The sequence below is a fragment of the Mucilaginibacter sp. genome, assembly GCF_025362475.1.
In the GTDB taxonomy this organism is placed as follows: Bacteria; Bacteroidota; Bacteroidia; order Sphingobacteriales; family Sphingobacteriaceae; genus Mucilaginibacter.
Window position 1 is genome coordinate 21,777 of sequence record NZ_JANYGH010000025.1, and the last position, 20,604, is coordinate 42,380.

The 20,604-nt window shown below is 41.8% G+C and carries 18 protein-coding genes; 13 read left to right on the top strand and 5 right to left on the bottom strand.

Going from position 1 to position 20,604, the window contains the following annotated elements; all coding sequences use genetic code 11:
- Positions 1 to 124 precede the first annotated feature (124 nt).
- Positions 125 to 2,956 (top strand): FAD-binding and (Fe-S)-binding domain-containing protein, encoded by a 2,832-nt coding sequence (locus tag Q0R88_RS09735; protein WP_295715519.1) that lies wholly within the window; start codon positions 125 to 127, stop codon positions 2,954 to 2,956.
- Positions 2,957 to 3,164: 208 nt separating this feature from the next.
- On the opposite strand, the gene Q0R88_RS09740 is transcribed toward Q0R88_RS09735, so the two are convergent.
- On the bottom strand, positions 3,165 to 4,028 hold the full coding sequence (locus tag Q0R88_RS09740) for an AraC family transcriptional regulator (RefSeq protein WP_295715521.1): 864 nt from the start codon (positions 4,026 to 4,028) through the stop codon (positions 3,165 to 3,167).
- Positions 4,029 to 4,152: 124 nt separating this feature from the next.
- Here Q0R88_RS09740 and Q0R88_RS09745 point away from each other — a divergent pair, with 124 nt between their 5' ends.
- From Q0R88_RS09745 to Q0R88_RS09755, 3 genes are all read left to right on the top strand, one after another.
- Positions 4,153 to 5,868, top strand: coding sequence for an IlvD/Edd family dehydratase (locus Q0R88_RS09745; protein ID WP_295715523.1), 1,716 nt, complete (start codon positions 4,153 to 4,155; stop codon positions 5,866 to 5,868).
- A 9-nt stretch (positions 5,869 to 5,877) separates the two neighbouring features.
- The gene (locus Q0R88_RS09750; protein WP_295715525.1) at positions 5,878 to 6,648 is read left to right on the top strand and encodes an SDR family oxidoreductase; all 771 of its coding nucleotides are present in this window, start codon (positions 5,878 to 5,880) and stop codon (positions 6,646 to 6,648) included.
- A 64-nt stretch (positions 6,649 to 6,712) separates the two neighbouring features.
- On the top strand, positions 6,713 to 7,594 hold the full coding sequence (locus Q0R88_RS09755) for an SMP-30/gluconolactonase/LRE family protein (protein ID WP_295715527.1): 882 nt from the start codon (positions 6,713 to 6,715) through the stop codon (positions 7,592 to 7,594).
- A gap of 339 nt (positions 7,595 to 7,933) precedes the next feature.
- Here Q0R88_RS09755 and Q0R88_RS09760 read toward each other — a convergent pair whose 3' ends face one another.
- On the bottom strand, positions 7,934 to 8,734 hold the full coding sequence (locus Q0R88_RS09760) for a hypothetical protein (protein WP_295715529.1): 801 nt from the start codon (positions 8,732 to 8,734) through the stop codon (positions 7,934 to 7,936).
- A gap of 58 nt (positions 8,735 to 8,792) precedes the next feature.
- The gene (locus Q0R88_RS09765) at positions 8,793 to 9,404 is read right to left on the bottom strand and encodes a hypothetical protein (RefSeq protein ID WP_295715531.1); all 612 of its coding nucleotides are present in this window, start codon (positions 9,402 to 9,404) and stop codon (positions 8,793 to 8,795) included.
- Between the two features lie 826 nt (positions 9,405 to 10,230).
- Between Q0R88_RS09765 and Q0R88_RS09770 the strand changes: the two genes are divergently transcribed.
- Positions 10,231 to 12,018: a sensor histidine kinase gene (locus tag Q0R88_RS09770; RefSeq protein ID WP_295715533.1), complete on the top strand. Its 1,788-nt coding sequence runs from the start codon at positions 10,231 to 10,233 to the stop codon at positions 12,016 to 12,018.
- Here the strand turns inward: Q0R88_RS09770 and Q0R88_RS09775 are convergent.
- Together Q0R88_RS09775 and Q0R88_RS09780 are read right to left on the bottom strand one after the other, a co-directional pair.
- Positions 12,013 to 12,654, bottom strand: coding sequence for a response regulator transcription factor (locus Q0R88_RS09775; protein WP_295715535.1), 642 nt, complete (start codon positions 12,652 to 12,654; stop codon positions 12,013 to 12,015). The genes Q0R88_RS09770 and Q0R88_RS09775 overlap by 6 nt on opposite strands.
- A gap of 390 nt (positions 12,655 to 13,044) precedes the next feature.
- Positions 13,045 to 13,536, bottom strand: a complete 492-nt coding sequence (locus Q0R88_RS09780) for a cupin domain-containing protein (protein WP_295715537.1) — start codon at positions 13,534 to 13,536, stop codon at positions 13,045 to 13,047.
- A gap of 425 nt (positions 13,537 to 13,961) precedes the next feature.
- Here Q0R88_RS09780 and Q0R88_RS09785 point away from each other — a divergent pair, with 425 nt between their 5' ends.
- From Q0R88_RS09785 to Q0R88_RS09820, 8 genes are all read left to right on the top strand, one after another.
- Entirely contained in the window at positions 13,962 to 14,486 is a 525-nt protein-coding gene (locus Q0R88_RS09785) for an Rrf2 family transcriptional regulator (protein ID WP_295715539.1), read from the top strand.
- A gap of 223 nt (positions 14,487 to 14,709) precedes the next feature.
- Positions 14,710 to 15,999, top strand: coding sequence for an NAD(P)/FAD-dependent oxidoreductase (locus Q0R88_RS09790; RefSeq protein WP_295715541.1), 1,290 nt, complete (start codon positions 14,710 to 14,712; stop codon positions 15,997 to 15,999).
- 31 nt (positions 16,000 to 16,030) lie between these two features.
- Positions 16,031 to 16,459: a DoxX family protein gene (locus tag Q0R88_RS09795; protein WP_295715543.1), complete on the top strand. Its 429-nt coding sequence runs from the start codon at positions 16,031 to 16,033 to the stop codon at positions 16,457 to 16,459.
- A 52-nt stretch (positions 16,460 to 16,511) separates the two neighbouring features.
- On the top strand, positions 16,512 to 17,333 hold the full coding sequence (locus tag Q0R88_RS09800) for an isocitrate lyase/phosphoenolpyruvate mutase family protein (protein WP_295715545.1): 822 nt from the start codon (positions 16,512 to 16,514) through the stop codon (positions 17,331 to 17,333).
- Positions 17,334 to 17,690: 357 nt separating this feature from the next.
- Positions 17,691 to 18,548 carry an AraC family transcriptional regulator gene (locus Q0R88_RS09805; RefSeq protein ID WP_295715547.1) on the top strand — a complete coding sequence of 286 codons (858 nt, stop codon included), beginning with the start codon at positions 17,691 to 17,693 and terminating at the stop codon, positions 18,546 to 18,548.
- Positions 18,549 to 18,644: 96 nt separating this feature from the next.
- On the top strand, positions 18,645 to 18,869 hold the full coding sequence (locus tag Q0R88_RS09810) for a hypothetical protein (RefSeq protein WP_295715549.1): 225 nt from the start codon (positions 18,645 to 18,647) through the stop codon (positions 18,867 to 18,869).
- A 73-nt stretch (positions 18,870 to 18,942) separates the two neighbouring features.
- Positions 18,943 to 19,851, top strand: coding sequence for an NAD(P)/FAD-dependent oxidoreductase (locus Q0R88_RS09815; protein ID WP_295715551.1), 909 nt, complete (start codon positions 18,943 to 18,945; stop codon positions 19,849 to 19,851).
- 88 nt (positions 19,852 to 19,939) lie between these two features.
- Positions 19,940 to 20,536, top strand: a complete 597-nt coding sequence (locus tag Q0R88_RS09820; protein WP_295715553.1) for a short chain dehydrogenase — start codon at positions 19,940 to 19,942, stop codon at positions 20,534 to 20,536.
- Positions 20,537 to 20,604: the final 68 nt, after the last annotated feature.

Here is a 20,604-nt window from a genome sequence, read left to right on the forward strand (position 1 = left end):
TACTATAAATAGCAAACCCAGTGTTTTTTATAGCTTTGATAGTTGAATAAATTTGATTCACCAGAATTTAAGAAAATGGATTTTGAAAGTATAGATTTGGATAAATTACGCGACTAAAACTGTGATGGAAATTGAGGAGGAATTAAAAAAGATACTACCCGCTGCCCGTATCAAAACCCGGTATATTGACCTGGTATCATTTGCATCAGATGCCGGCTTTTATTATTTAGTACCAAACGCTGTAGTTCAACCTGCCGGCGAGCAAGAGATTGTTGCATTATTTAAGTTTTCACATCAATATAATATCCCGCTGGTTTTTCGTACCGGTGGTACAAGTCTTTCGGGCCAGTCAATAACGGATGGTATATTGATTGATCTTAGTCAGTTTTGGGATAAGATCACCATAGAAGAATCCGGAAACCTGGTGCGGGTACAGCCGGGTATTACGGGGCAAATGGTTAATACCTTCCTGAAAAAATATAACAGGAAAATAGGCCCCGATCCATCAAGTATCAGCGCGGCCATGATGGGTGGTATTTTATCCAACAACTCCAGCGGTATGTGTTGCGGTGTTAAACTTAACTCCTACCACACTACCAAATTTATAAGGTTTATTTTACCAGATGGCAAGGTGTTTAGTACCGAAGACGTAAACGACTACTCCCGGTTTAAAAATGAATGTGCCGCACTGTACCAGGTATTGACAGAGCTGAAGGCGCGTATTGAATTAAATAGCGCTTTGTATAATAAGATCAGGAATAAATATCAAACCAAAAATACAGTTGGTTACTCGTTGAACGCCTTTATTGATCATACCCACCCGTTAGATATTCTTGCGCATTTATTAATTGGCGCCGAAGGTACATTGGCATTTATTGCCGGAGCCGTGTTAGAAACCGTTCCCGATTATCCGTGCAAATCAACCGCGTTGATTTATTTTCCTGATATTTATTCGGCTTGCCAGGCTATTATACCGCTCGCTGATGCCGGGGCCCTGATGGTAGAATTGATGGACAGAGCATCATTACGATCTGTTGAAAATATGGTCGGGATGCCTGCAATTGTAAAGGAATTGCCCCCGGGCGCGGCCGCATTGCTGATTGAATTTCAGGAAAATACCTATGATGAGCTGGAAATTAAGGTGAATGGTTTTTTACAATCAGTAACAGAACTTTTATTATTAAACGCCCCCGTTTTTACGAGCGACCCAATTGAGCAGGATTTTTTCTGGAAAGTTAGAAAAGGGCTTTTCCCGGCGGTAGGCGCTGTACGCGCAAGCGGCACTACGGTGATCCTGGAAGACCTTACCTTCCCGGTAAGCAAATTGGGCGATGCCATTTTAGATCTGCAGGAGTTGTTTGTAAAATACAATTACACCAATGCCATCGTCTTCGGGCATGCAAAGGATGGCAATATCCACTTTGTAGTAACGCAATCATTTGATGAACCCGAAGAAGTAAAACGCTATGATTTGTTTTTGCGGGAGGTTGTTGCTTTAGTGGTAGATAAATACGACGGCAGCTTAAAGGCCGAGCATGGTACCGGCCGCAACATGGCTCCGTTTGTAGAAACCGAATGGGGTGGCGAAGCTTACGATATCATGAAAATCATCAAGCAGGCCATTGACCCTAAAAGGCTTTTAAACCCGGGCGTGATCATCAATGATGATGCAGAAGCCCATCTAAAAGATTTAAAAGAGATGCCGGCTGTGGAAAGCGAAGTAGACAAGTGTATAGAATGCGGGTATTGTGAGCATAAATGCCCAAGCCGCAATTTAACTACCACACCACGGCGGCGCATTGTAATAAGAAGGGTGCTAAAGAAACTGCAAAAGGCAGGTGATGAATCTAAATATAAACTCCTGCTTGATCAGTACCAGTACGATGGTTTGGAAACCTGTGCCGTTGATGGCCTTTGCGCTACCGCTTGCCCGGTTGACATCAATACCGGCGATCTGGTTAAGCGCTTACGAAGAGAAAATCATTCTTCCTTTCAAAACAAGCTCGCACTCATTGTTGCCAAAAACTTTAAAACGGTGGAGTGGGGCATTCGTACAGGTTTGAAGATAGGCTTCGGGATCAATAAGTTTTTTGGGGATAAAGCCATGTATAGGCTTACCAAATTTGGGCAGCGGGTTATACCGGCAATGCCTTTATGGTCAGATCAAATGACCTATCCCCCTCATCTTTCCTTTAGCAAACCTGTAAATAACCGTGCTCATGCAAACCCGGCAAATACCATTGTGTATTTTCCTGCCTGTATCTCGAGGATGTTGGGCACTTATAAAGGGAAGGAGAAGAATATCATGGATACCTTTATGAGCGTGTGCGCTAAAGCCGGTGTAGCAGTACGTGTATTAAACAACCTGAGTGGCAGCTGTTGCAGTCAGATATATTCGTCTAAAGGATTTAAAGACGCCTACGAGCATACCGCTAATGATATTGTGCAAAGACTATGGGCATCAAGTAATGATGGGCAATTACCAGTAGTAACAGATGTGAGCTCTTGTGCTTACACTTTGCACAATATGCGGGGAGTACTCAGTGCAGATAACCAGGCAAAATTTGATAAACTCCGCATATTGGATAGCGTCGATTTTTTTCATGATCATGTGAAGCCTATCGTCACTGTAAAACAAAAGAAAGGCAGTATTACTGTGCACACCGTTTGTTCTTTGGAGAAAATGAAAACGGTAAATAAATTTGTAGCGCTGGCCAGGCATTTTGCGGCAGACGTAACCGTGCCAAAGCATGGAGGTTGCTGTGGTATGGCCGGCGACCGGGGATTTTTGTTTCCCGAGCTTACTGACTCAGCAACTATGGCCGAGGCGCTGGAAGTAAAGCAAAATAATTATGATGGGTATTATTCCTCAACAAAAACCTGCGAAATGGCCATGTCAAAAGCTGTTGCTCAAAATTACGAATCAATTCTTTATTTGATAGATGAGGCGATATAAACTCTGGGAAAAGTCTTTTAAAAAGGAGGCACCTACAGAGCCCGGCTTTGCGATTTTATTGTACTATAAACACGTAACTCCTACGGAGTTGGAAGTGGATAGATCATTAACTCCAGCGGAGTTACGTGTTTATAGTGAAAGAATATCTCGTTTTTTGGCTCCGTAGGTGCCACCTTTTTAAAGCGATTTCCCGTGTAAACTCAATTGCCTACAAAAACTGCTTGCGGTACGCAAATGGTGTTTTGCCCATTATAGCTTTAAACTGCCTGTTGAAATAAGAAAGGTTATCAAACCCACATTCAAAACTTACCTTGGATATGCTTAGTTCTTTTTCGGCCAGTAAAGATGAAGCGTGAGTGATCCTGACGTTATTAATAAATTGCGATAGCGTTTTATGGGTGCGCCGTTTAAAATAGCGACAAAATGCGGCTTCATTCATGCATGCCAGCGAAGCTGCTTTCTTGGTATTAACATCTTCTTTGAAATTTTCAAGCACATAGGTGAAAACCGCCTCTAACCGGTTTTCACCCTCCCGGGCACGGGTCGGCTCTTTAAACTGTTCGGAGCTGATCATGGTAATTTTATCCTTTTGGAGAGAAGAAACGTTTTCCAGCAGTTGCATCAGCGTAATTAAGGCTTTTAATCCTTTCTGTTTGTGAATCTCAAAAATCAGCTTCTTTAACTGCGTTGTTGGGTGATTGATCCTGATACCCCTTTTGGCCAATTTAAACAGCTCTTTTACAATTTTAAATTCGGGTTTCAAATAAAAGTCATGCCCTAAAAAATCCTCTTTAAACTGGATGATGATGGAATGGGCCAATTCTCCGGAATCAACAAAAGATTTTTCATTGATGAAATAATGAGGAAAGCCCGGCCCGAAAATGTACATATCACCCTCGGTGAAATTCATGATCCTATCGCCACCGTAAAATTTCCCATGTCCCTTTACAATAATGGTAAATTCATATCCCTCATGAAAATGGAAGGGCGCAGCAAACTGGGAAGTGATCTCTTCTTTAACTACAAAACTTGCATCTGTAGAAAGTGAAAGCTCACGTAAAATCTTCTTCAAATGATGTTTTTTTGGATATTGGTTAAAACAAATGTAAATATTGTATCAGTAATGGCAAAATTTGTGTTTTTTATGCCACTTCTGCTTCTATAAATTTGAATAGGTATAAAACCCCAATTATACAATGGACGACAAAGAATTAAGAAGCAGGGCTTGGTTTGGCCGCAAAGGGAAAGATGGTTTTATATACCGTGCCTGGATGAAAAACCAGGGTATCCCTGATTATGAATTTAACGGTAAACCGGTAATTGGGATATGTAATACCTGGAGTGAGTTAACCCCATGTAACGCCCATTTTCGTGAACTCGCCGAATCTGTAAAACGGGGCATTTTGGAAGCCGGTGGTTTCCCGGTGGAGTTCCCGGTAATGTCATTGGGCGAAACGTTAATGAAGCCAACGGCCATGCTGTACCGTAACCTGGCCAGTATGGATGTAGAGGAATCCATCAGGGCAAATCCTTTGGATGGGGTGGTGCTGCTGTGTGGTTGCGATAAAACAACGCCATCATTGGTAATGGGTGCCTGCAGCGTAAACCTGCCAACCATAGTTGTATCTGGCGGACCAATGTTAACCGGCAACCACAGAGGCAAGCAGATTGGCACCAGCGATGTTTGGCGGTATCATGATGATGTACGTGCCGGCAAAATAATGGAAGAGGAACTATTGACCATTGAATCGGCCATGTGCCGCAGCCAGGGGCATTGCGCGGTTATGGGTACAGCATCATCTATGGCCTGTATGGTTGAGTCATTAGGTTTGTCGCTGCCTGGCAATGCCGCTATCCCTGCTGCCGATTCCAGGCGTAAGGTTTTGGCCCAGCTTTCGGGGCTGCGGATTGTTGAAATGGTTAAGGAAGACCTGAAGCTATCGGATATATTGACCAGGAACGCTTTTGAAAATGCCATAAAAACCAATGCAGCCATCGGCGGTTCAACCAATTTTGTGATCCACTTACTGGCCATTGCTGGCAGGATCGGCATGCCTTTGGAGTTAAAAGATTTTGATCACCTCTCGAAGAACATCCCGCTGATCGCAAACCTTCAGCCGTCTGGCAAATATTTCATGGAAGATCTGTTTTACGCAGGTGGCTTACCGGTTGTATTAAAGGCGCTGGATAATATACTACACCGCGATTGTATCACCGTGAACGGAAAAACCATCAGCGATAATTATAGTAATGTAATTGGGTACAACAGTGATGTGATCACTACGGTTGACGCACCATTTAATACAGCCACCGGCCTTGCTGTATTAACCGGGAACTTGTGCGAAGCGGGAGCGGTTATCAAGCCATCTGCAGCAAGCGCGCATTTGATGCAGCATACGGGTAAAGCTGTTGTTTTTGAAAATATAGAAGATTTTAAGGCACGTATTGATACGGATGAGTTGGAGGTGGATGAAAATAGTGTGCTGGTATTAAAAAATGTTGGCCCAAAAGGATACCCCGGAATGCCCGAAGTTGGCAATATGGGTATCCCTAAAAAATTGCTGGAAAAAGGGATCACGGATATGGTGCGCATCTCTGACGGCAGGATGAGCGGCACAGGATTTGGCACCGTGGTATTGCATGTATCACCGGAGGCTGCAACCGGAGGGGATTTTGCCATGATTAAAACCGGCGATCTGATAACGCTTGATGTGCCAAACCGGCTATTAAATGTTGACATTAGCCCGGCGGAACTTGCGGAAAGAAAAAAACAATATTTGCCACCCCCACCTATTACAGATCGTGGATATGTAAAGCTATATACAGATCATGTTCAGCAGGCGCATTTAGGCGCCGATATGGACTTTTTGATCGGTGGTTCCGGGAGTAAGGTTTTAAGGGATTCGCATTAATTTTATAAAATGAGTTTTAAAAATAAAGTAGCTATAGTAACGGGGGCGGGTCAGGGTATTGGCTTCGAGATCTGTAAAATACTTGCTGCAAAAGGAGCCACGGTAATCCTGAACGATATTGATGCCGACCTGGCTAACAAAGCAGAAATACTGATTAATGAAAACAATAGCGATCAATGTTTAGCCATGGTTGGTGACTCAAGCGATCTATCCTTTATCAACAAAATGGTGGAAACCGCTGTTGAGCGCTACGGACGATTGGATATCGTTATAGCAAATGCGGGCATCACCCTGTACGGTGATTTTTTTACCTATACTAAAGAATCTTTTTCTAAAGTAATGGATGTTAACCTCGGCGGCTCATTTTTTTTAGCCCAGGCGGCCGCAAAGCAAATGAAACAGCAGGAAAACGGGGGCGCTATCCTGTTCACATCTTCGGTAGTTGGTCACCAGGCATTGAAAAGCCTTGCGGCCTATGCCATGACCAAAGCCGCTTTAGAAATGCTGGCCAAAAACCTGGTTATTGAGCTTTCGCCATATAAAATTAACGTAAACACGGTAGCGCCGGGGGCAACACTCACCGAGCGTACTATGGAGGAGGCCGACTATGAACGCGTCTGGTCGGACATCACCCCGATGGGTCGCCCTGCTTATGTGGCTGATATAGCAAACACCGCTTTGTTTTTAGTATCTGACGAGGCCAAACATATTACCGGCCAAAGCCTTATTGTTGATGGTGGGTGGACATCAGTAAGCGCTTTGCCCAACGGAATTAAATAAAAGGCGTTTACGATTGCCTGCAGGCAGGTTATAGGTTAAAAAAATACTTAATCAAAATAAAGCTATGGTAGAGGTTGCTTTTAAAAGTGAATGCTTTTTAGGAGAGGGACCGGTTTGGGATGATAAAACTAAAACCTTGTGTTGGGTAGATATACTGGGCGGCCATATTCACGAATTTAACCCGGATACGGAAACCTGCAAAACGTTGCATGTTGGGCAGATGATTGGCGCGGTAGCTATCTGTAACGATGGGGATTTCCTGGTGGCGTTAAAAAATGGTTTGGGTATCATTAACCGCAAAAACGGAAATCTTAGCCTGTTTGCTCACCCCGAATCTCATTTGTTGGAGAATCGGTTTAATGATGGCAAATGTGATCCTGTTGGGAGATTTTGGATTGGTTCAATGGCGATTGACGAACAGCCAAATGCGGGAAGCCTGTACATGTTGGATCTCAATAACGACATTATCCTTAAAATTGATAATACCACAATATCCAATGGCCTGGCCTGGAGCCTGGATAATAAAACCTTTTATTTTATAGATACGCCTACCATGAATGTGGTTGCCTATGATTTTGAATTAAGCACCGGGAATATAACTAACAAAAGAACGGTTATTGTTATTGAGGAAAGGGACGGCTACCCTGATGGCATGACTATAGATAATGAAGGCATGCTATGGATTGCCCATTGGAATGGCTGGCAGGTAACACGTTGGGACCCTGTTAAAGGCGAAAAACTATTTGCATTGCCCCTGCCGGTAGCCAACGTGACATCCTGCACATTTGGAGGTTCAAATTTTGAGGATTTGTATATAACTACTGCAAAAAAAGGATTGACAGAGGATGAGCTTAAACAGCAGCCACTTGCGGGTAATCTCTTCGTGTGGAAAAATACTGGTTACACCGGTATGGCAGCCGTTGAATACAAAAAGACGATAGCATAGGATGATGGATTTTTCTATCTCTTAGAGGCTGTTTAAAAAAAATAGATCTTCATTGCGAGTTGTAAAATCTGGTGGCCTCTGAAGGAGAAAATGACGTAACAAAAAAAGGCTGTCATCCTGAGCTTGTCGAAGGATAGCGGGCAAAGGCCTCTCCGCGCGAGTCTTCGACAGGCTCAGACTGACAGGTCCAAACGCCTCAAAATCCAATACGTCATGGGTAGGTTTACTATCCGGGGAACACTGAAAGGAAAATGACGTTTGAAAAGTTTGTCATCCTGAGGAACAAAGGATGACAAAAAGGGCTTTAACAATTACTTCCCGGGATAGGTATAATGATATTTATTTTTTAATGCTGACCTCCGTAATGGCGGTTCTGCGGGTGGCGGTGTACACGATGCCATTTACCATTTCGTACCCGGTAGAAACGGTTTGCGAATATCGTTTTAAAACAACACCGGTGTTATTATCTATTAATAATGAACCATTAATCCGGCTATTTAAATTACCGCCTAAAACGGAGGTTTTGTAGGTTATAGTAGTGGTTAGGCCATTTATAGCGTAAATTGTATAATTGGTTGTTGCTGATGGCGTAACATCGGCCCATGAATAGCCCTTTTTCAGCGTGGGATTTACCGGGAAATCTACCATGAATTGTAACGTGCTGCCTGGCGACAAATGCTCTGGCTGTATCCCGGTGAACGACAAAAGCGTATCATTTACAAAAGCAGGGCGTTTTAAATTCAATATTTCGCCTTTGTTATTTACCGAAACCATTGATTGGGCATTTACCATTTTCTGCAAACCGCTTTGAATAACTGAATTAGGGTCGGCTGGCTTGCCTGAATTGTATACCAGGTTTTGATCCATGGCATTTATTGTATCAACAAGCTTATCTGTGGTGATTGTAAATGAGGCTGCCTTTGGAGAAGCATCGGTTACTTTGTAAGTTTTAACAACTATAGAAACTGAGCCAACATGTAAGGTTTGGCTGCCGCGCTGCAGTACACAGTTTGATTTTGTAATTACATGTCTTTGAAATTCATCTCCCGCCTTAAATCTCATCTGCGCAGATGTAACACCACTAATCAATGTTAATATTATAATTAATATATGTTTAAACCCCATTGGTGTAGTTTTCATTTTTGTGTTTTTGTAATAATGCCTATAGGTATCTATTGACATTATGCCATTATTGCCATTACTTTTTGGGTGATGGAGATTTAACTTTTTTTGCGCTTTTACCGCGGGATCTGCTCGCTTTTTTTGCTGCCGGTTTTACCAGCTTAAAGCTTACATTTTCCAGGATACCGGGAGTAGACCATATAGCCGGGCCGTTACCCTGGGGTAACACGGAGGTAGGCTGGTTCATCACATCCGGCATTACAGGAAGTGGTCCCTTTACAGTTGAGGCTTGCCCCGATGGTGTAGGCTCCTTGGCAGAAACCGGCATCTCTGGGGATTCCGGAACAGGCAGATCAAAAGTGGAGGTAACCGGTACGTCCTGGGGCGATTGTCGCGGCAGCGGTGGTGCATGGGGCACGCCGGGCAATGGTATTGCTGCCGATCCCGTTTCAATACCCAATATAGTTGGCTGGTCGGGGGCGTTTACCAATGGTGATGTAGTGGCAATAGCAGCCAGGGCCTGCATCTGCACGGCCGGTCCGGGTGGCAGCGAAATTGCAGGAACATCCTTAAGCGTTAGTACAATTGGCTTACCGGGTACCAATTTCCCTGTATTTCCTTTTGGCAGGTTGCGGGGTGGCAATGGTGGCGGAACGTTCCAGTCCGATAAATTACTTTTTTGGGCCATTGCCTCATTTAAGGAGCAGGCAAGAGCTATAAACGTCAAAATCAAGATCGGCAGTAATTTAGTGCGACCCCGGATTCTTTCCGTTTTTTTTTGTGGGTATGATGTTTTCATTCAATAATTATCTTTTTATAGAAGACGGGCAACACCGTTATCAATGATGAATTTGGTTAGCTGATGGATATCCAGGAAATTTTATTCAAAAACCAAAAGTCAATGTGTTTTTAAACGGTTTTATACCCACCAGATGTTTCAAATTCATTCCAAATCATTCATTATTAAAGTTAATCTTTTTTATTAATTCGCGGGTTATAGGTGCATTAATGCCAAAAGCATCTGCACTTTTTGATAGCATCATTCCGCTCGCTTATTTCTGTCTTTATCCACCCTACTCACCATTGGTAAACTTACGTTTTACCAGGGTCGCAAAAAATACCAATTGCTTTGTATTGTAGGCCTTGGCGCAGGTCCATAAAATTGTGTTATAAAAAACAGCCAAAAGTCACGATGGAAAATTGATGACTTTATTAAACACAGGGCTATAACAACAGATTTTTTAACCTAAAGAAAAATGTCATGAGCAGCTATTTGGAATATTTGATTTACTGTATCCCCATCCCATTTATAGTATTAGCATACAGGTACAGGCTTAGATGTAAAAGATTGCAGAGTACGGGTAAAATACCAGACATTATTGACGCAAGGCAACGGCAAACGCTATTCTCTTTACTGGCTATACTATCGGCTTTGATAATTATTATTACACAATTGCAGTTTTTTTCCGACAGCATATAAATCACTATCTTTAGCTGGGAACATATACCCGGATATGAAATACTCTTTTTTAGTTCTGTTTATTTTAGCCGTAATTCCGTGTTCCGGTCAAAATATTGATAGTTTAAAAAAAATAGTTTTCAGTAAGTCCCCAGCTCAAAAACGGTTAAACGCTGCTACGCAAATTACAAGCTATTCATCACTAAAAAATCCAAATGAAACTTTTGCAATTGCAAAGGTAGGGTTAGGCCTTGCAACCAAATTAAATAATAAAAAAGCGCTCGGCTTAATATGGAGAGATATTGGAAAAGCCTGGTATTTAACAGGCAGCTATGATTCTACGGCTTACTATTATAACAAGGCCGCGGGCATTCTGAGTAAAATAAACCAGGCAGATATTTTAGCAGACAACTATAATGAGCTGGCAACGCAATATGCTAAACTAAAGAATTACGATAAAGCGCTGGAGTTTTACAGCAGGGCAATTTCCTACGCCCCTAAAACCGGGTCGCGGCGCGTGCTGATGACTGCTTTAAACCAGGTTGGATTGTTGTATGAAACCAAACATAACTACCGCGAGGCCTTAAATTATTTCAGGCAGTCTTTTGATATAAGCGACTCTTTGGATTTTGTTAAAAAAGCAAAAGAAAATACATCCGAAGCTTATAGCCATAATTTTATGGTTGATGTTATGGGGAGCATTAAACAGAAAAATGAATCTGCCCAGGATATTTTAAAAACTATCGATACCAAAAAAGCTTTAAACGATACCCTGGCGCTTACCATCAATTATTTTAATCTGGGGTTGGTTTATAAGAGTAAAAGAATGTACCCCCAATCACTTGATGCCTTACAAAGCTGTTTACAATATGCCACTAAAATAAATTACACAGATATGCAAGCCAGCGCCGTAAACGAGATAGCTGATTTGTACGGGCAAACAGGCGATTACAGGCAAGCGCTTATTTATTTAAAAAAGCGCTTGGCATTAAATGCTTTGAATAACACCAAAAATTCAAAAAGCATTGATGAGCTACAGACTAAATACGAGATAACACAACGGGAAGACCAGCTACTGCAACAGCAGTTTGAGATAACAAAGCGTAATTACTGGATGACGGGCATCGTTATTTTTATACTGCTGATACTTGTAATAGGGTTTATTTATTATAAGCAAACACAGCTTAAGCAACGCAACATCGCCATGCAGGCTATCATTGCAGCGGAGGAAAGCGAACGCAGGCGAATAGCCCAGGATTTGCACGATAGCGTAAGCCAAACGATGTCTGCAGCAAAAATTAACCTGACAGTTATTGGCGGCGAATTGCCTTTCGTAGACGATGAACAACGAAAACGGTTTGAGAAGGTAATTAACCTGGTTGATTATGGCTTTAAGGAGGTAAGAACAATATCGCACAACATGATGCCCTGGGCGCTTCATAAAACAGGCCTGGCGCAGGTGGTTAAACAGTTTATTGAGAATATTGAAAACGAAGCCATCGCTATAAATTTCTTTAGCAGGGGCTTTGATGCGCCATTTGATGATACTACAGAAATTATTTTATACCGGGTGCTACAGGAAAGTGTAAATAACGTAATGAAGCATGCTAATGCAAGCAGGCTTGATATTTCATTGATAAGAGACAAGGATAATATCAGCTTAACTATTGAAGATAATGGTAAAGGATTTGATGCCAGCAATCCCGGCATCAACAAAGGGATGGGGTTGAGCAACCTGCGATCGCGGATCAATTTTTTAAATGGTAAGGTTGAGCTTGATTCGCAGGTGGGCAAGGGTACCTTGGTATCAGTTTATATTCCCGTTATCAATAAAGCCCTATAAATCATACTGTAGTATAAACCGGGTAAGCTCTACCGGGTTTTTTAAATTCAGTTTCTGCATGATGTTTTTACGGTGCGTTTCAACCGTATAAATGCTCAAATGAAGGTGATTGGCCATTTGCTGATTGGTGAAATCCTGTTTAATGAATTGTAATAGTTCGGCTTCTCTTTTGGTAAGCTGGAATTGTTTTAAAAAAGGATCCGATTCATTAAACGTTGAATTGGTAACCGGTTGTTTGTATGGAAAACATAGTTCGCCCTGCGCCACCAGGCGCATAGCTTTTAACAATTCACTCTTTTCGGCATTTTTAAACAGGTAGCCGTTGGCGCCGGCGGCTTTTGCTTTTTCAATCAGGTGCTCTTCATTATAGGTGGAAAGCATGATCACTTTAATTTTAGGATGATAGGATTTTACCCGCTTAAGCACCTCGAAGCCATTAATGCCCGGCATATTTATATCGAGCAATAACAGGTTGGGTGTATTGGTATGTAACAGGCCCAACACCTCTTTGCCATTAGCGGCAATATTCATGATCTCAATATCGGGCTCATTTTGCAATAGCATGCAAAGTCCGTTTATAAATAGGGTATGATCATCTGCTATGATCACTGATATTTTTTCGGCTGTCATTTCCATCGTAGTAATTATTTATAAATCTACTTTTTCTTCATGCGGCAAAAAATACCAACAGCTTTGTATTGTGTACTGACTGGCTGCTCCATAAAATTGTACTACCAAAACAAAAAAGGGAAAATAAAAAATAGCGTCTGTTAAGCCTGTTTACAACCGGGAATAACAGGTACAATATACAATTTATAAGCACTTGTTAACCTCAAAAACAATGGAATACCTTATCGCTACACTTATAATCATGCTGTTTTGCATAACAGCTTTAGCCCAGGACAGATCCTCAGAAAACACAACAAGTATCTCGAGATCAAAGCCTAAACCATTAAAACCTGGGAGTAACCTGAAGCATCAGTAATATACTGGTGCTTCCTGGTTTACTTTCTTTTACAGGTACATTTAATCCCTGCAAAGCCTGTTTAAAATGTTCTTATGCTCCGGGTATAGCAGTTGTAGCACGTCCTTTTTACCCATCTCAAATTCGCTAAAATCAAACCCGGGAGCAACCGCACAACTAACAAGGGAGAACCCATGGGGTGTAATGGTTTCTGCGGCAAACCAGCAACCCGCCTCAATGGCTAAAGATAAACTGCCCGTTGTTATATCCGATAGCTCAAAGCTCCCCAGCTTACCATCGTGATCAATAACGTGGATCAGCAACGGAGTTCCCTTATGAAAATACCAGATCTCATCAGACGATAAGCGGTGGAACCCGGAAAAATCATTTCCTTCCAATAAATAATAAATAGAAGTGCAGGCCTGTTTAAGAGGCCCGCCGGTTTTCCTAAACACTGTTTGATTTGATCGGAATGTTTCTTTGTAATATCCGCCTTCGGGATGTGGTTGGAGCTTTAAATGGGCGATCCAGCCTTTTGCGTTTTCCATGGTCATGTTTACAAACTTAAGGCTTGTTTTAAAAAAACAATACAGGATTGTTTAATAGGTTGCAGCCAGAAAGAGTTGCTGCCGCCGCTAAGTTAGGAAGCTATGCTTTTAATTAATCGATAAAGGACTTTGCGCCGCTGTTTCTGACATAATTACGTCAATTTCTGACAAATACGGGGTTTACAAATGGACGGCAATAAATACTTGATTTTATTTATCGTTATTTGCGATAAGTATTATCGTAATTATCTAAATTAAACAAAAATGGTAAAACAATTGCTAATTATTGGAGGCGGATTTGCTGAGAATTTAGAACAGGCCCTGGGCGATTCGTTTACGGAAATGCCTGTATATTAGAATACATACGATCAGCATAGTAATCAATTGCTTATTTTTGAGCAATAAACAAAAACATCACTTAAACTAACCGGATGCCAACTTTAGGAAAAAATGTGGAGTATGCGATACACTCTTTAGTGTATTTTGTAGGTAATCCTAAAGGGAGTACGATCACCGTTCGCGATCTGGCTAAATTTCAGAATATATCTGAAACGTATCTCGCCAAAACTTTTACCAAACTCAAAAAATCGGGAATTGTAAAGTCGAATATCGGCGTAAAAGGCGGCTATTCTTTGGCCAGGGCTCCAGACGAAATTACCTTTTTGGATATTGTTTTGGCGGTTGAGGGCGAGATATCTTTTTTTGAATGTAATGGGATAAGAGACAATTGCATCTTATTAGATCAGGAAAATCTGCCCTGGAAAAAGGGCGACTATTGCACCATTCATAAGGCTATGATTGATACCGAAAATAAGATCAAGGAGTCTCTCGGCGAAAAAAATCTGCAATGGGTTTTTGATACGATTAATAAAAAAGCATCCCCTGAATTAACGGGGGCAACAAAAGGCTGGTTTGAGGATAATGTGTTTAAAACATCCAAAAAGGAGCTTTCGTAACCTGGTTATTTACTACTGAATCCACACTTGAAGGATAGTACCTATTATAAGGTAAGCCTTCTGTTAAGGCTGCCCATGTGGTAGTAATTAACCGAACTGTGTTTTGCCGACGGTAACACCCCATGACTACCGCAATAAGTTTGGGGCACATTAATAATCAAATACCAGGATTAGTAAGCAATGCCTATACCTGCCCTACTGATCCCTCATAAATTAATACTATATGGAAAATTTAAAAGAATTTGACAACAGGGAAAAGATCATTGTAGTAGGTGGCGGTTTTGCAGGCTTAAGTTTTGCACGGCTGCTTTTCAAAAACAAGCATTACCAGGTTACGCTGGTTGATAAAAATAATTACAACTACTTTACGCCCCTGCTTTACCAGGTGGCCACCAGTTTTCTTGATCCGTCAAGCATCAGTTACCCTTTTCGTAAGATGTTTAGGGACAAAGGTGTCCGTTTCAGGATGGCAGAATTATTAAGGGTTGATACAGAAAATAAAACTATCCAATTGAGTGATGGTGCACTTTCATATGATCACCTGGTGTTTGCGGCCGGCACAAAAACAAATTTTTTTGGTAACGAGGGTATCAGGGAAAAGGCTATTTCGATAAAAGGAATTGATGACGCATTGTATATGCGAAATGAGTTAATGAAAACTATGGAAAAGGCCGTTATTGAAACCGACCCGGCCGAACGAAAGAGGTTATTAACTATTGTTGTGGCGGGTGGTGGCCCTACCGGGGTGGAGATTGCCGGCATGCTGGCCGAAATGAAACGATATATTTTAGGCAAAGACTACCCCGAACTAAAAGGTGCCGGGGGGAGTATTCATATTGTTGATGGCACATCTGTATTACTGGCCCCAATGAGTGATAAAACCCATAAAGAAGCCTATCAGGCGTTGACAGAACTCGACGTGAAGATTAAACTAAATACACGCGTAAACAGCTATGATGGTCATATAGTGAAGCTTTCTGATGGCGGGGAGATTGAAACAAAAACCCTCATTTGGGCGGCCGGTGTTACCTCGCATACTTTTGAAGGTATTCCTGAAACCAGTCTTGGAGCTGGCAACAGGATGGTTACCAATGCATATAACCAGGTAACAGGCCTGGACAATGTATGGGCTATAGGCGATATCAGCATACAGGAAACAGATGCTGCTTATCCTAAAGGGCATCCGCAACTGGCGCAGCCTGCCATACAGCAGGGGAAGGCATTAGCTAAAAACTTCCTGGCTATTGCCAAAGGAAAACCTATGGAGCCATTTAAATATTTTGATCGCGGGGATATGGCCATAATAGGGCGAAATACGGCGGTTGCTGATCTGCTTAAACACAAACTCCACTTTAGCGGTTTTTTAGGTTTGTTCAGCTGGTTATTTATCCACCTCATATCGCTGGTTAATTATAATAACAAGATCAAAACCTTGTATAGCTGGCTGGTAGCCTATACAACCAGGGACCAGGCACTACGGATGATCTTCCGTTCAGAAAACCGGGGTACTTAATAAAACCAAATATCTATTTATATTATAGCAAATGAAAAAACATGTTGTTTATGCCCAGCTTTATCTGCGGCTCGCGCTCGGGATTGGTTTTATCTATCCCGTATTGGATCGTATTGGCTGGCTTGGGCCGGCGGGTCAGCATAATGTTGACTGGGGTAACTGGGGTAGTTTCCTCACTTATGTTCATGCATTGCTACCTTTCCTGGCTAAATCAGTATCTGATGTTATGGGCTGGCTGGCCACTTTTTTAGAAGTCATCTTCGGGGTATTACTGATTACCGGCTATAAAACAAGAATTATGGCATTGGGCAGTTTTGTGCTCACATTAACTTTTGCCTTGTGTATGGCACTTTTTTTCGGCGTCAAATCACCATTTAACTATTCGGTATTTGCTGTAAGTGCAGGCTCATTATTGTTATCAACTATTCCTGCTTATAAGTGGAGTGTGGATAATTTATGATCGCCCCTAAACAGCTAAATATTAAAAACTTATTAACTTAATACAGACTACCATGTTGTTAACACAAAAAGAAAAAGCGGATTTATTTCGCCAGCAGCATTTGGCACCGCAATTATTGATCCTGCCTAATATATGGGATCCGCTAAGTGCAAAACTTATCGCATCACTTGGTTACCAATCTCTGGCTACAGCAAGCGTCGCTACGAACCTTATCGCAGGCTTTCCCGATGGCGAACATATCCCGTACAAAAAGTTAATGGAAAATGTATCGCACATAACAGCTGCTGTTGATTTGCCTGTGTCTGTTGACCTGGAAAGCGGATTTGCTGATAACATAGCGCAATTGAAGGATAATATAAAAATGCTGCTGGATGCCGGCGCCATCGGCTTAAATATAGAAGACAGCCACGATCATGGTAAAATGATGACGCCCATTCACGAACAGTGTTTGAAGATAGAAGCCATAAGGGAAGTAGGCATTCAATATAATGTGCCGATAGTCATCAATGCCCGTACCGATCTGTTTTTTCAGCCGGTGCAAAAGGATACTGTGAACCTGGCTGTTGAACGTGCAAAAGCTTACCAATTGGCAGGAGCCGACTGCGTGTACCCTATTGTAATTCCTGGTTATCATGAAATAGCTCAATTGCTGGAAAACTTAGATGTACCCATCAACATCCTGTTATATGGGCAAATCCGCGACCTGAAAGAATTGGAAAGTCTTGGCGTATCAAGGGTTAGTGTAGGCCCGGGTTTATTAAAATTGGCCTTATCGCAAATGAAACAGGCTGCCGAAGGCTTACTGAACTATAGTACGGACGAGTTTTTTAAGGAAGGGCAGATTACTTTCGACGTGATGAGCAGCCTGGTCTAAATGAAGTACATACCCGCACGTCATTGCGAGTGACAAAATCCGGGAGACACTGAAGGAGAAATGAGGTTAAAAAAGTTTGTCATCCTGAGGAACGAAGGATCTACTCTCCACCGTGCTTCTTCGCCCTGTACAGTTTGCGAATAGATCCTTCGTTCCTCAGGATGACAAAAGGGGTTTTAGCGAATACATCATAGGTAGGTACGAAGCAATCCCAAACTGTACAGATCGGATTTGTAAAGCTACTCTGTAAGGTGGGGATTGCTTCGTGCCTCGCAATGACGGGTGGTTAAGTGCTTCATTATAAGCATAAAAAATTAATAAATCAAAGTTAAACAGCTTCTTAGTATTTAAGTTAAAATGGACAGAATACCAATAAGACATATTAATGTAACGCAAAAGGAGCCGGATTTTTCTGGAAGCTTTAGCATCCGGGATATTCATAATTTACTTGCCGGGGCAGACATGGTTCAGGAGCTTCACCGGCATGATTTTTTTTATATTCTCGTTTTAAAAAAAGGGGCCGGCCACCATGAAATAGATTTTATACCATACACAGTTGATGATAATTCTGTTTTCTTTATGCGCCCGGGCCAGGTACACCAATTGGTGCTAAAAGCAGGGAGCACCGGGTATTTGATGCAATTTAGAGATGAATTTTATTTCCCTCATGATAGGGTATCAAACCAGCTATTACACAAAGCCAGTAACGCCAATCATTATCAGCTTACAGCAGCTGGGTTACAAAAGTTACTTACTATAATGACCTATATTTTTCAGGAATATGCCGATAAGCAAGAAAGATATGAAGAGGTTATCAAAGCAAATATGGGTATTTTCTTTATCGAGCTTATCCGGCAAAACAGCAGCGCTCCGTCCGGGGATGTCAGTCTTTATACCCAGGAACGACTTGAAAAGTTTTTAGAACTTTTAGAGGCAAATATCTTTACCCATAAGCAAGTATCTCAATATGCTGTTATGCTGAATCTTTCCACCTATCAGCTTAATGCAATCACTAAGGTAACCTTAAACAAAACCTGTTCCGAACTTATTAATGAGCATATTATATTGGAGGCCAAGAGATACCTTCTGGCAACTTCTAACCAGGTAAATGAAATAGCATACCACCTGGGGTACGAAGATGTTTCTTATTTTATCAGGTTTTTTAAAAAGCACACGGGATATTCGCCCGAGGCGTTCAGGCATAACTTTAGATAAATCCTACACAATCACATTTTTGTCCTACCCTTCAGTTTACCGCTGAAATTACCTTTGTACAGAGCAAAACGCTTCCCGAAAAGTAATTTCTAAAGTATGAAAACAAAAGCTAAGTTAATAGCATCTTTAAAGGTTTGGATAGTAATCTACCCCTCTATCACATTATTCCTTTATTTGTTTGGTAAGCCGTTATCGGTATTGCCATTGTATCAAAGAACACTGTTACTGACCATTCCATTAGTTCCATGGATAGTGTTTGCCGGCGTACCTTTGGTGGATTCTATTATCCGCCTGGTTTCATCTAAGGATAACGACAAGTAGTATGCGATGATCACCGGTGAGAATCGTCATCGCTTTTTTGCTTCAATTAATACAATTTTAAAAATATCATAAAATGACAAACCGAAAAAAATTTGACGTAATAATCGTTGGAGGAAGTTATTCAGGACTTGCAGCAGGTATGGCTTTGGGCAGGGCATTAAAGCAGGTTTTAATTATTGATAGCGCAAAACCTTGTAACCAGCAAACACCTCATTCGCATAACTTCCTTACCCAGGATGGAAAAACCCCCGCAGAAATTGCAACTCTTGGAAAACAGCAGGTACAAATGTATCACACCGTAACGTTTTTAAACGATTTGGCCATAAACAGCACTAAGACCGAAAATGGTTTTGAAATTCAGACGGCATCGGGCGAAACATTTAGCGCACAGAAATTAATTTTTACTACAGGCATCAGGGACCTTTTGCCTGACATGGAGGGCATTGCAGCATGTTGGGGCATTTCGGTTCTTCATTGTCCTTTTTGTCATGGATACGAGGTGAGAAATGAAAAAACCGGCATCCTTGGCAATGGAGAAGATGGGTATGAATTATCCAGCCTTATTTCAAATTGGACAAATGATTTAACGCTTTTTACCGATGGTCCATCAACGTTGACCGCCGAACAAACCGGGAAACTTGAAAAACATCAGATCAAAATAGTAAACAAGGAAGTTGAACGATTAGAACACATCAACGGGTATCTTCAAAATATGATCTTCAACGACGGCACAAAATCTTCTGTGAAGGCTATATACACACGGAGCCCTTTTGAACAACATTGCCGGATACCGGAGTCTTTGGGGTGCGAATTAACTGAAGATGGCTACGTTAAGGTTGATTCTTTTCAAGAAACTACAGTTAATGGAGTTTTTGCCTGTGGCGATAACACAACGCGCATTCGTACAGTGGCAAATGCGGTAGCCATGGGAACAACAGCCGGTATAACGGTGAGCAGAAAAATGATTTCGGAGGGTTTTTAAATTAACAGTTATGAGTGAAACCTGGGGTAAAGCGTACTTCAGGGGTTTAAACATGCAAGCTTAACAAAGTAAAATATTTATAAAAAGAATGAAAATTATCATAGTAGGCGCAACAGGAACCATGGGGAAGCACCTGGCAAGTGTGTTGGAAAAAGATCATGAAATAATAAGAGTAGGCTCCAAAAGCGGAGATATTCAGGCAGATATTACCTCGCCCGAATCCATAGAAAATATGTTTAAGCAGGCTGGTCCGTTTGATGCGCTGATATGTACAGCTGGGCCTACGTATGTTGGTCCCTGGAAAAACATGACGGATAAGGAATTCAGGAGAGGTATCGACGGCAAACTGATGGGGCAGGTTAATTTAGTACTCATTGGGCAACACTACATCAATCCTAAAGGTTCATTTACATTAATCACCGGCGCTTTAACGCATGAGCCGGTTTTGAAATTCGCCAACGCATCGGCTGCCAACGGCGCGGTTGAAGCATTTGTGCGCGCAGCAGCCATAGAGCTGGAAAATGGTGTTCGTATCAATGCTGTTAGTCCTACAGTGATTGAAGATTCTCCGCAATATTTTGCTTTTTTCCATGGTGATATTCCCGTAACCATGAAACAACTGGAATATGGCTTTCGCAAAAGTGTGTTCGGTGCAAACACAGGACAAGTAATAAAGCCCTATTAATTTTTATTGGGGGAAAGCGGTAGCCGGGCCAATTTACGGGCATTAAAGTTATGGCAATAAAAATGCCC

What these genes read in the sequence shown, in the direction of transcription:
- Q0R88_RS09735 (WP_295715519.1), top strand. Translation starts at nt 125, where the DNA reads ATGGAAATTGAGGAGGAATTAAAAAAGATACTACCCGCTGCCCGTATC.
- Q0R88_RS09745 (WP_295715523.1), top strand. Translation starts at nt 4,153, where the DNA reads ATGGACGACAAAGAATTAAGAAGCAGGGCTTGGTTTGGCCGCAAAGGG.
- Q0R88_RS09750 (WP_295715525.1), top strand. Translation starts at nt 5,878, where the DNA reads ATGAGTTTTAAAAATAAAGTAGCTATAGTAACGGGGGCGGGTCAGGGT.
- Q0R88_RS09755 (WP_295715527.1), top strand. Translation starts at nt 6,713, where the DNA reads ATGGTAGAGGTTGCTTTTAAAAGTGAATGCTTTTTAGGAGAGGGACCG.
- Q0R88_RS09760 (WP_295715529.1), bottom strand. Translation starts at nt 8,734, where the DNA reads ATGAAAACTACACCAATGGGGTTTAAACATATATTAATTATAATATTA.
- Q0R88_RS09765 (WP_295715531.1), bottom strand. Translation starts at nt 9,404, where the DNA reads ATGGCCCAAAAAAGTAATTTATCGGACTGGAACGTTCCGCCACCATTG.
- Q0R88_RS09770 (WP_295715533.1), top strand. Translation starts at nt 10,231, where the DNA reads ATGAAATACTCTTTTTTAGTTCTGTTTATTTTAGCCGTAATTCCGTGT.
- Q0R88_RS09775 (WP_295715535.1), bottom strand. Translation starts at nt 12,654, where the DNA reads ATGGAAATGACAGCCGAAAAAATATCAGTGATCATAGCAGATGATCAT.
- Q0R88_RS09780 (WP_295715537.1), bottom strand. Translation starts at nt 13,536, where the DNA reads ATGACCATGGAAAACGCAAAAGGCTGGATCGCCCATTTAAAGCTCCAA.
- Q0R88_RS09785 (WP_295715539.1), top strand. Translation starts at nt 13,962, where the DNA reads ATGCCAACTTTAGGAAAAAATGTGGAGTATGCGATACACTCTTTAGTG.
- Q0R88_RS09790 (WP_295715541.1), top strand. Translation starts at nt 14,710, where the DNA reads ATGGAAAATTTAAAAGAATTTGACAACAGGGAAAAGATCATTGTAGTA.
- Q0R88_RS09795 (WP_295715543.1), top strand. Translation starts at nt 16,031, where the DNA reads ATGAAAAAACATGTTGTTTATGCCCAGCTTTATCTGCGGCTCGCGCTC.
- Q0R88_RS09800 (WP_295715545.1), top strand. Translation starts at nt 16,512, where the DNA reads ATGTTGTTAACACAAAAAGAAAAAGCGGATTTATTTCGCCAGCAGCAT.
- Q0R88_RS09805 (WP_295715547.1), top strand. Translation starts at nt 17,691, where the DNA reads ATGGACAGAATACCAATAAGACATATTAATGTAACGCAAAAGGAGCCG.
- Q0R88_RS09810 (WP_295715549.1), top strand. Translation starts at nt 18,645, where the DNA reads ATGAAAACAAAAGCTAAGTTAATAGCATCTTTAAAGGTTTGGATAGTA.
- Q0R88_RS09815 (WP_295715551.1), top strand. Translation starts at nt 18,943, where the DNA reads ATGACAAACCGAAAAAAATTTGACGTAATAATCGTTGGAGGAAGTTAT.
- Q0R88_RS09820 (WP_295715553.1), top strand. Translation starts at nt 19,940, where the DNA reads ATGAAAATTATCATAGTAGGCGCAACAGGAACCATGGGGAAGCACCTG.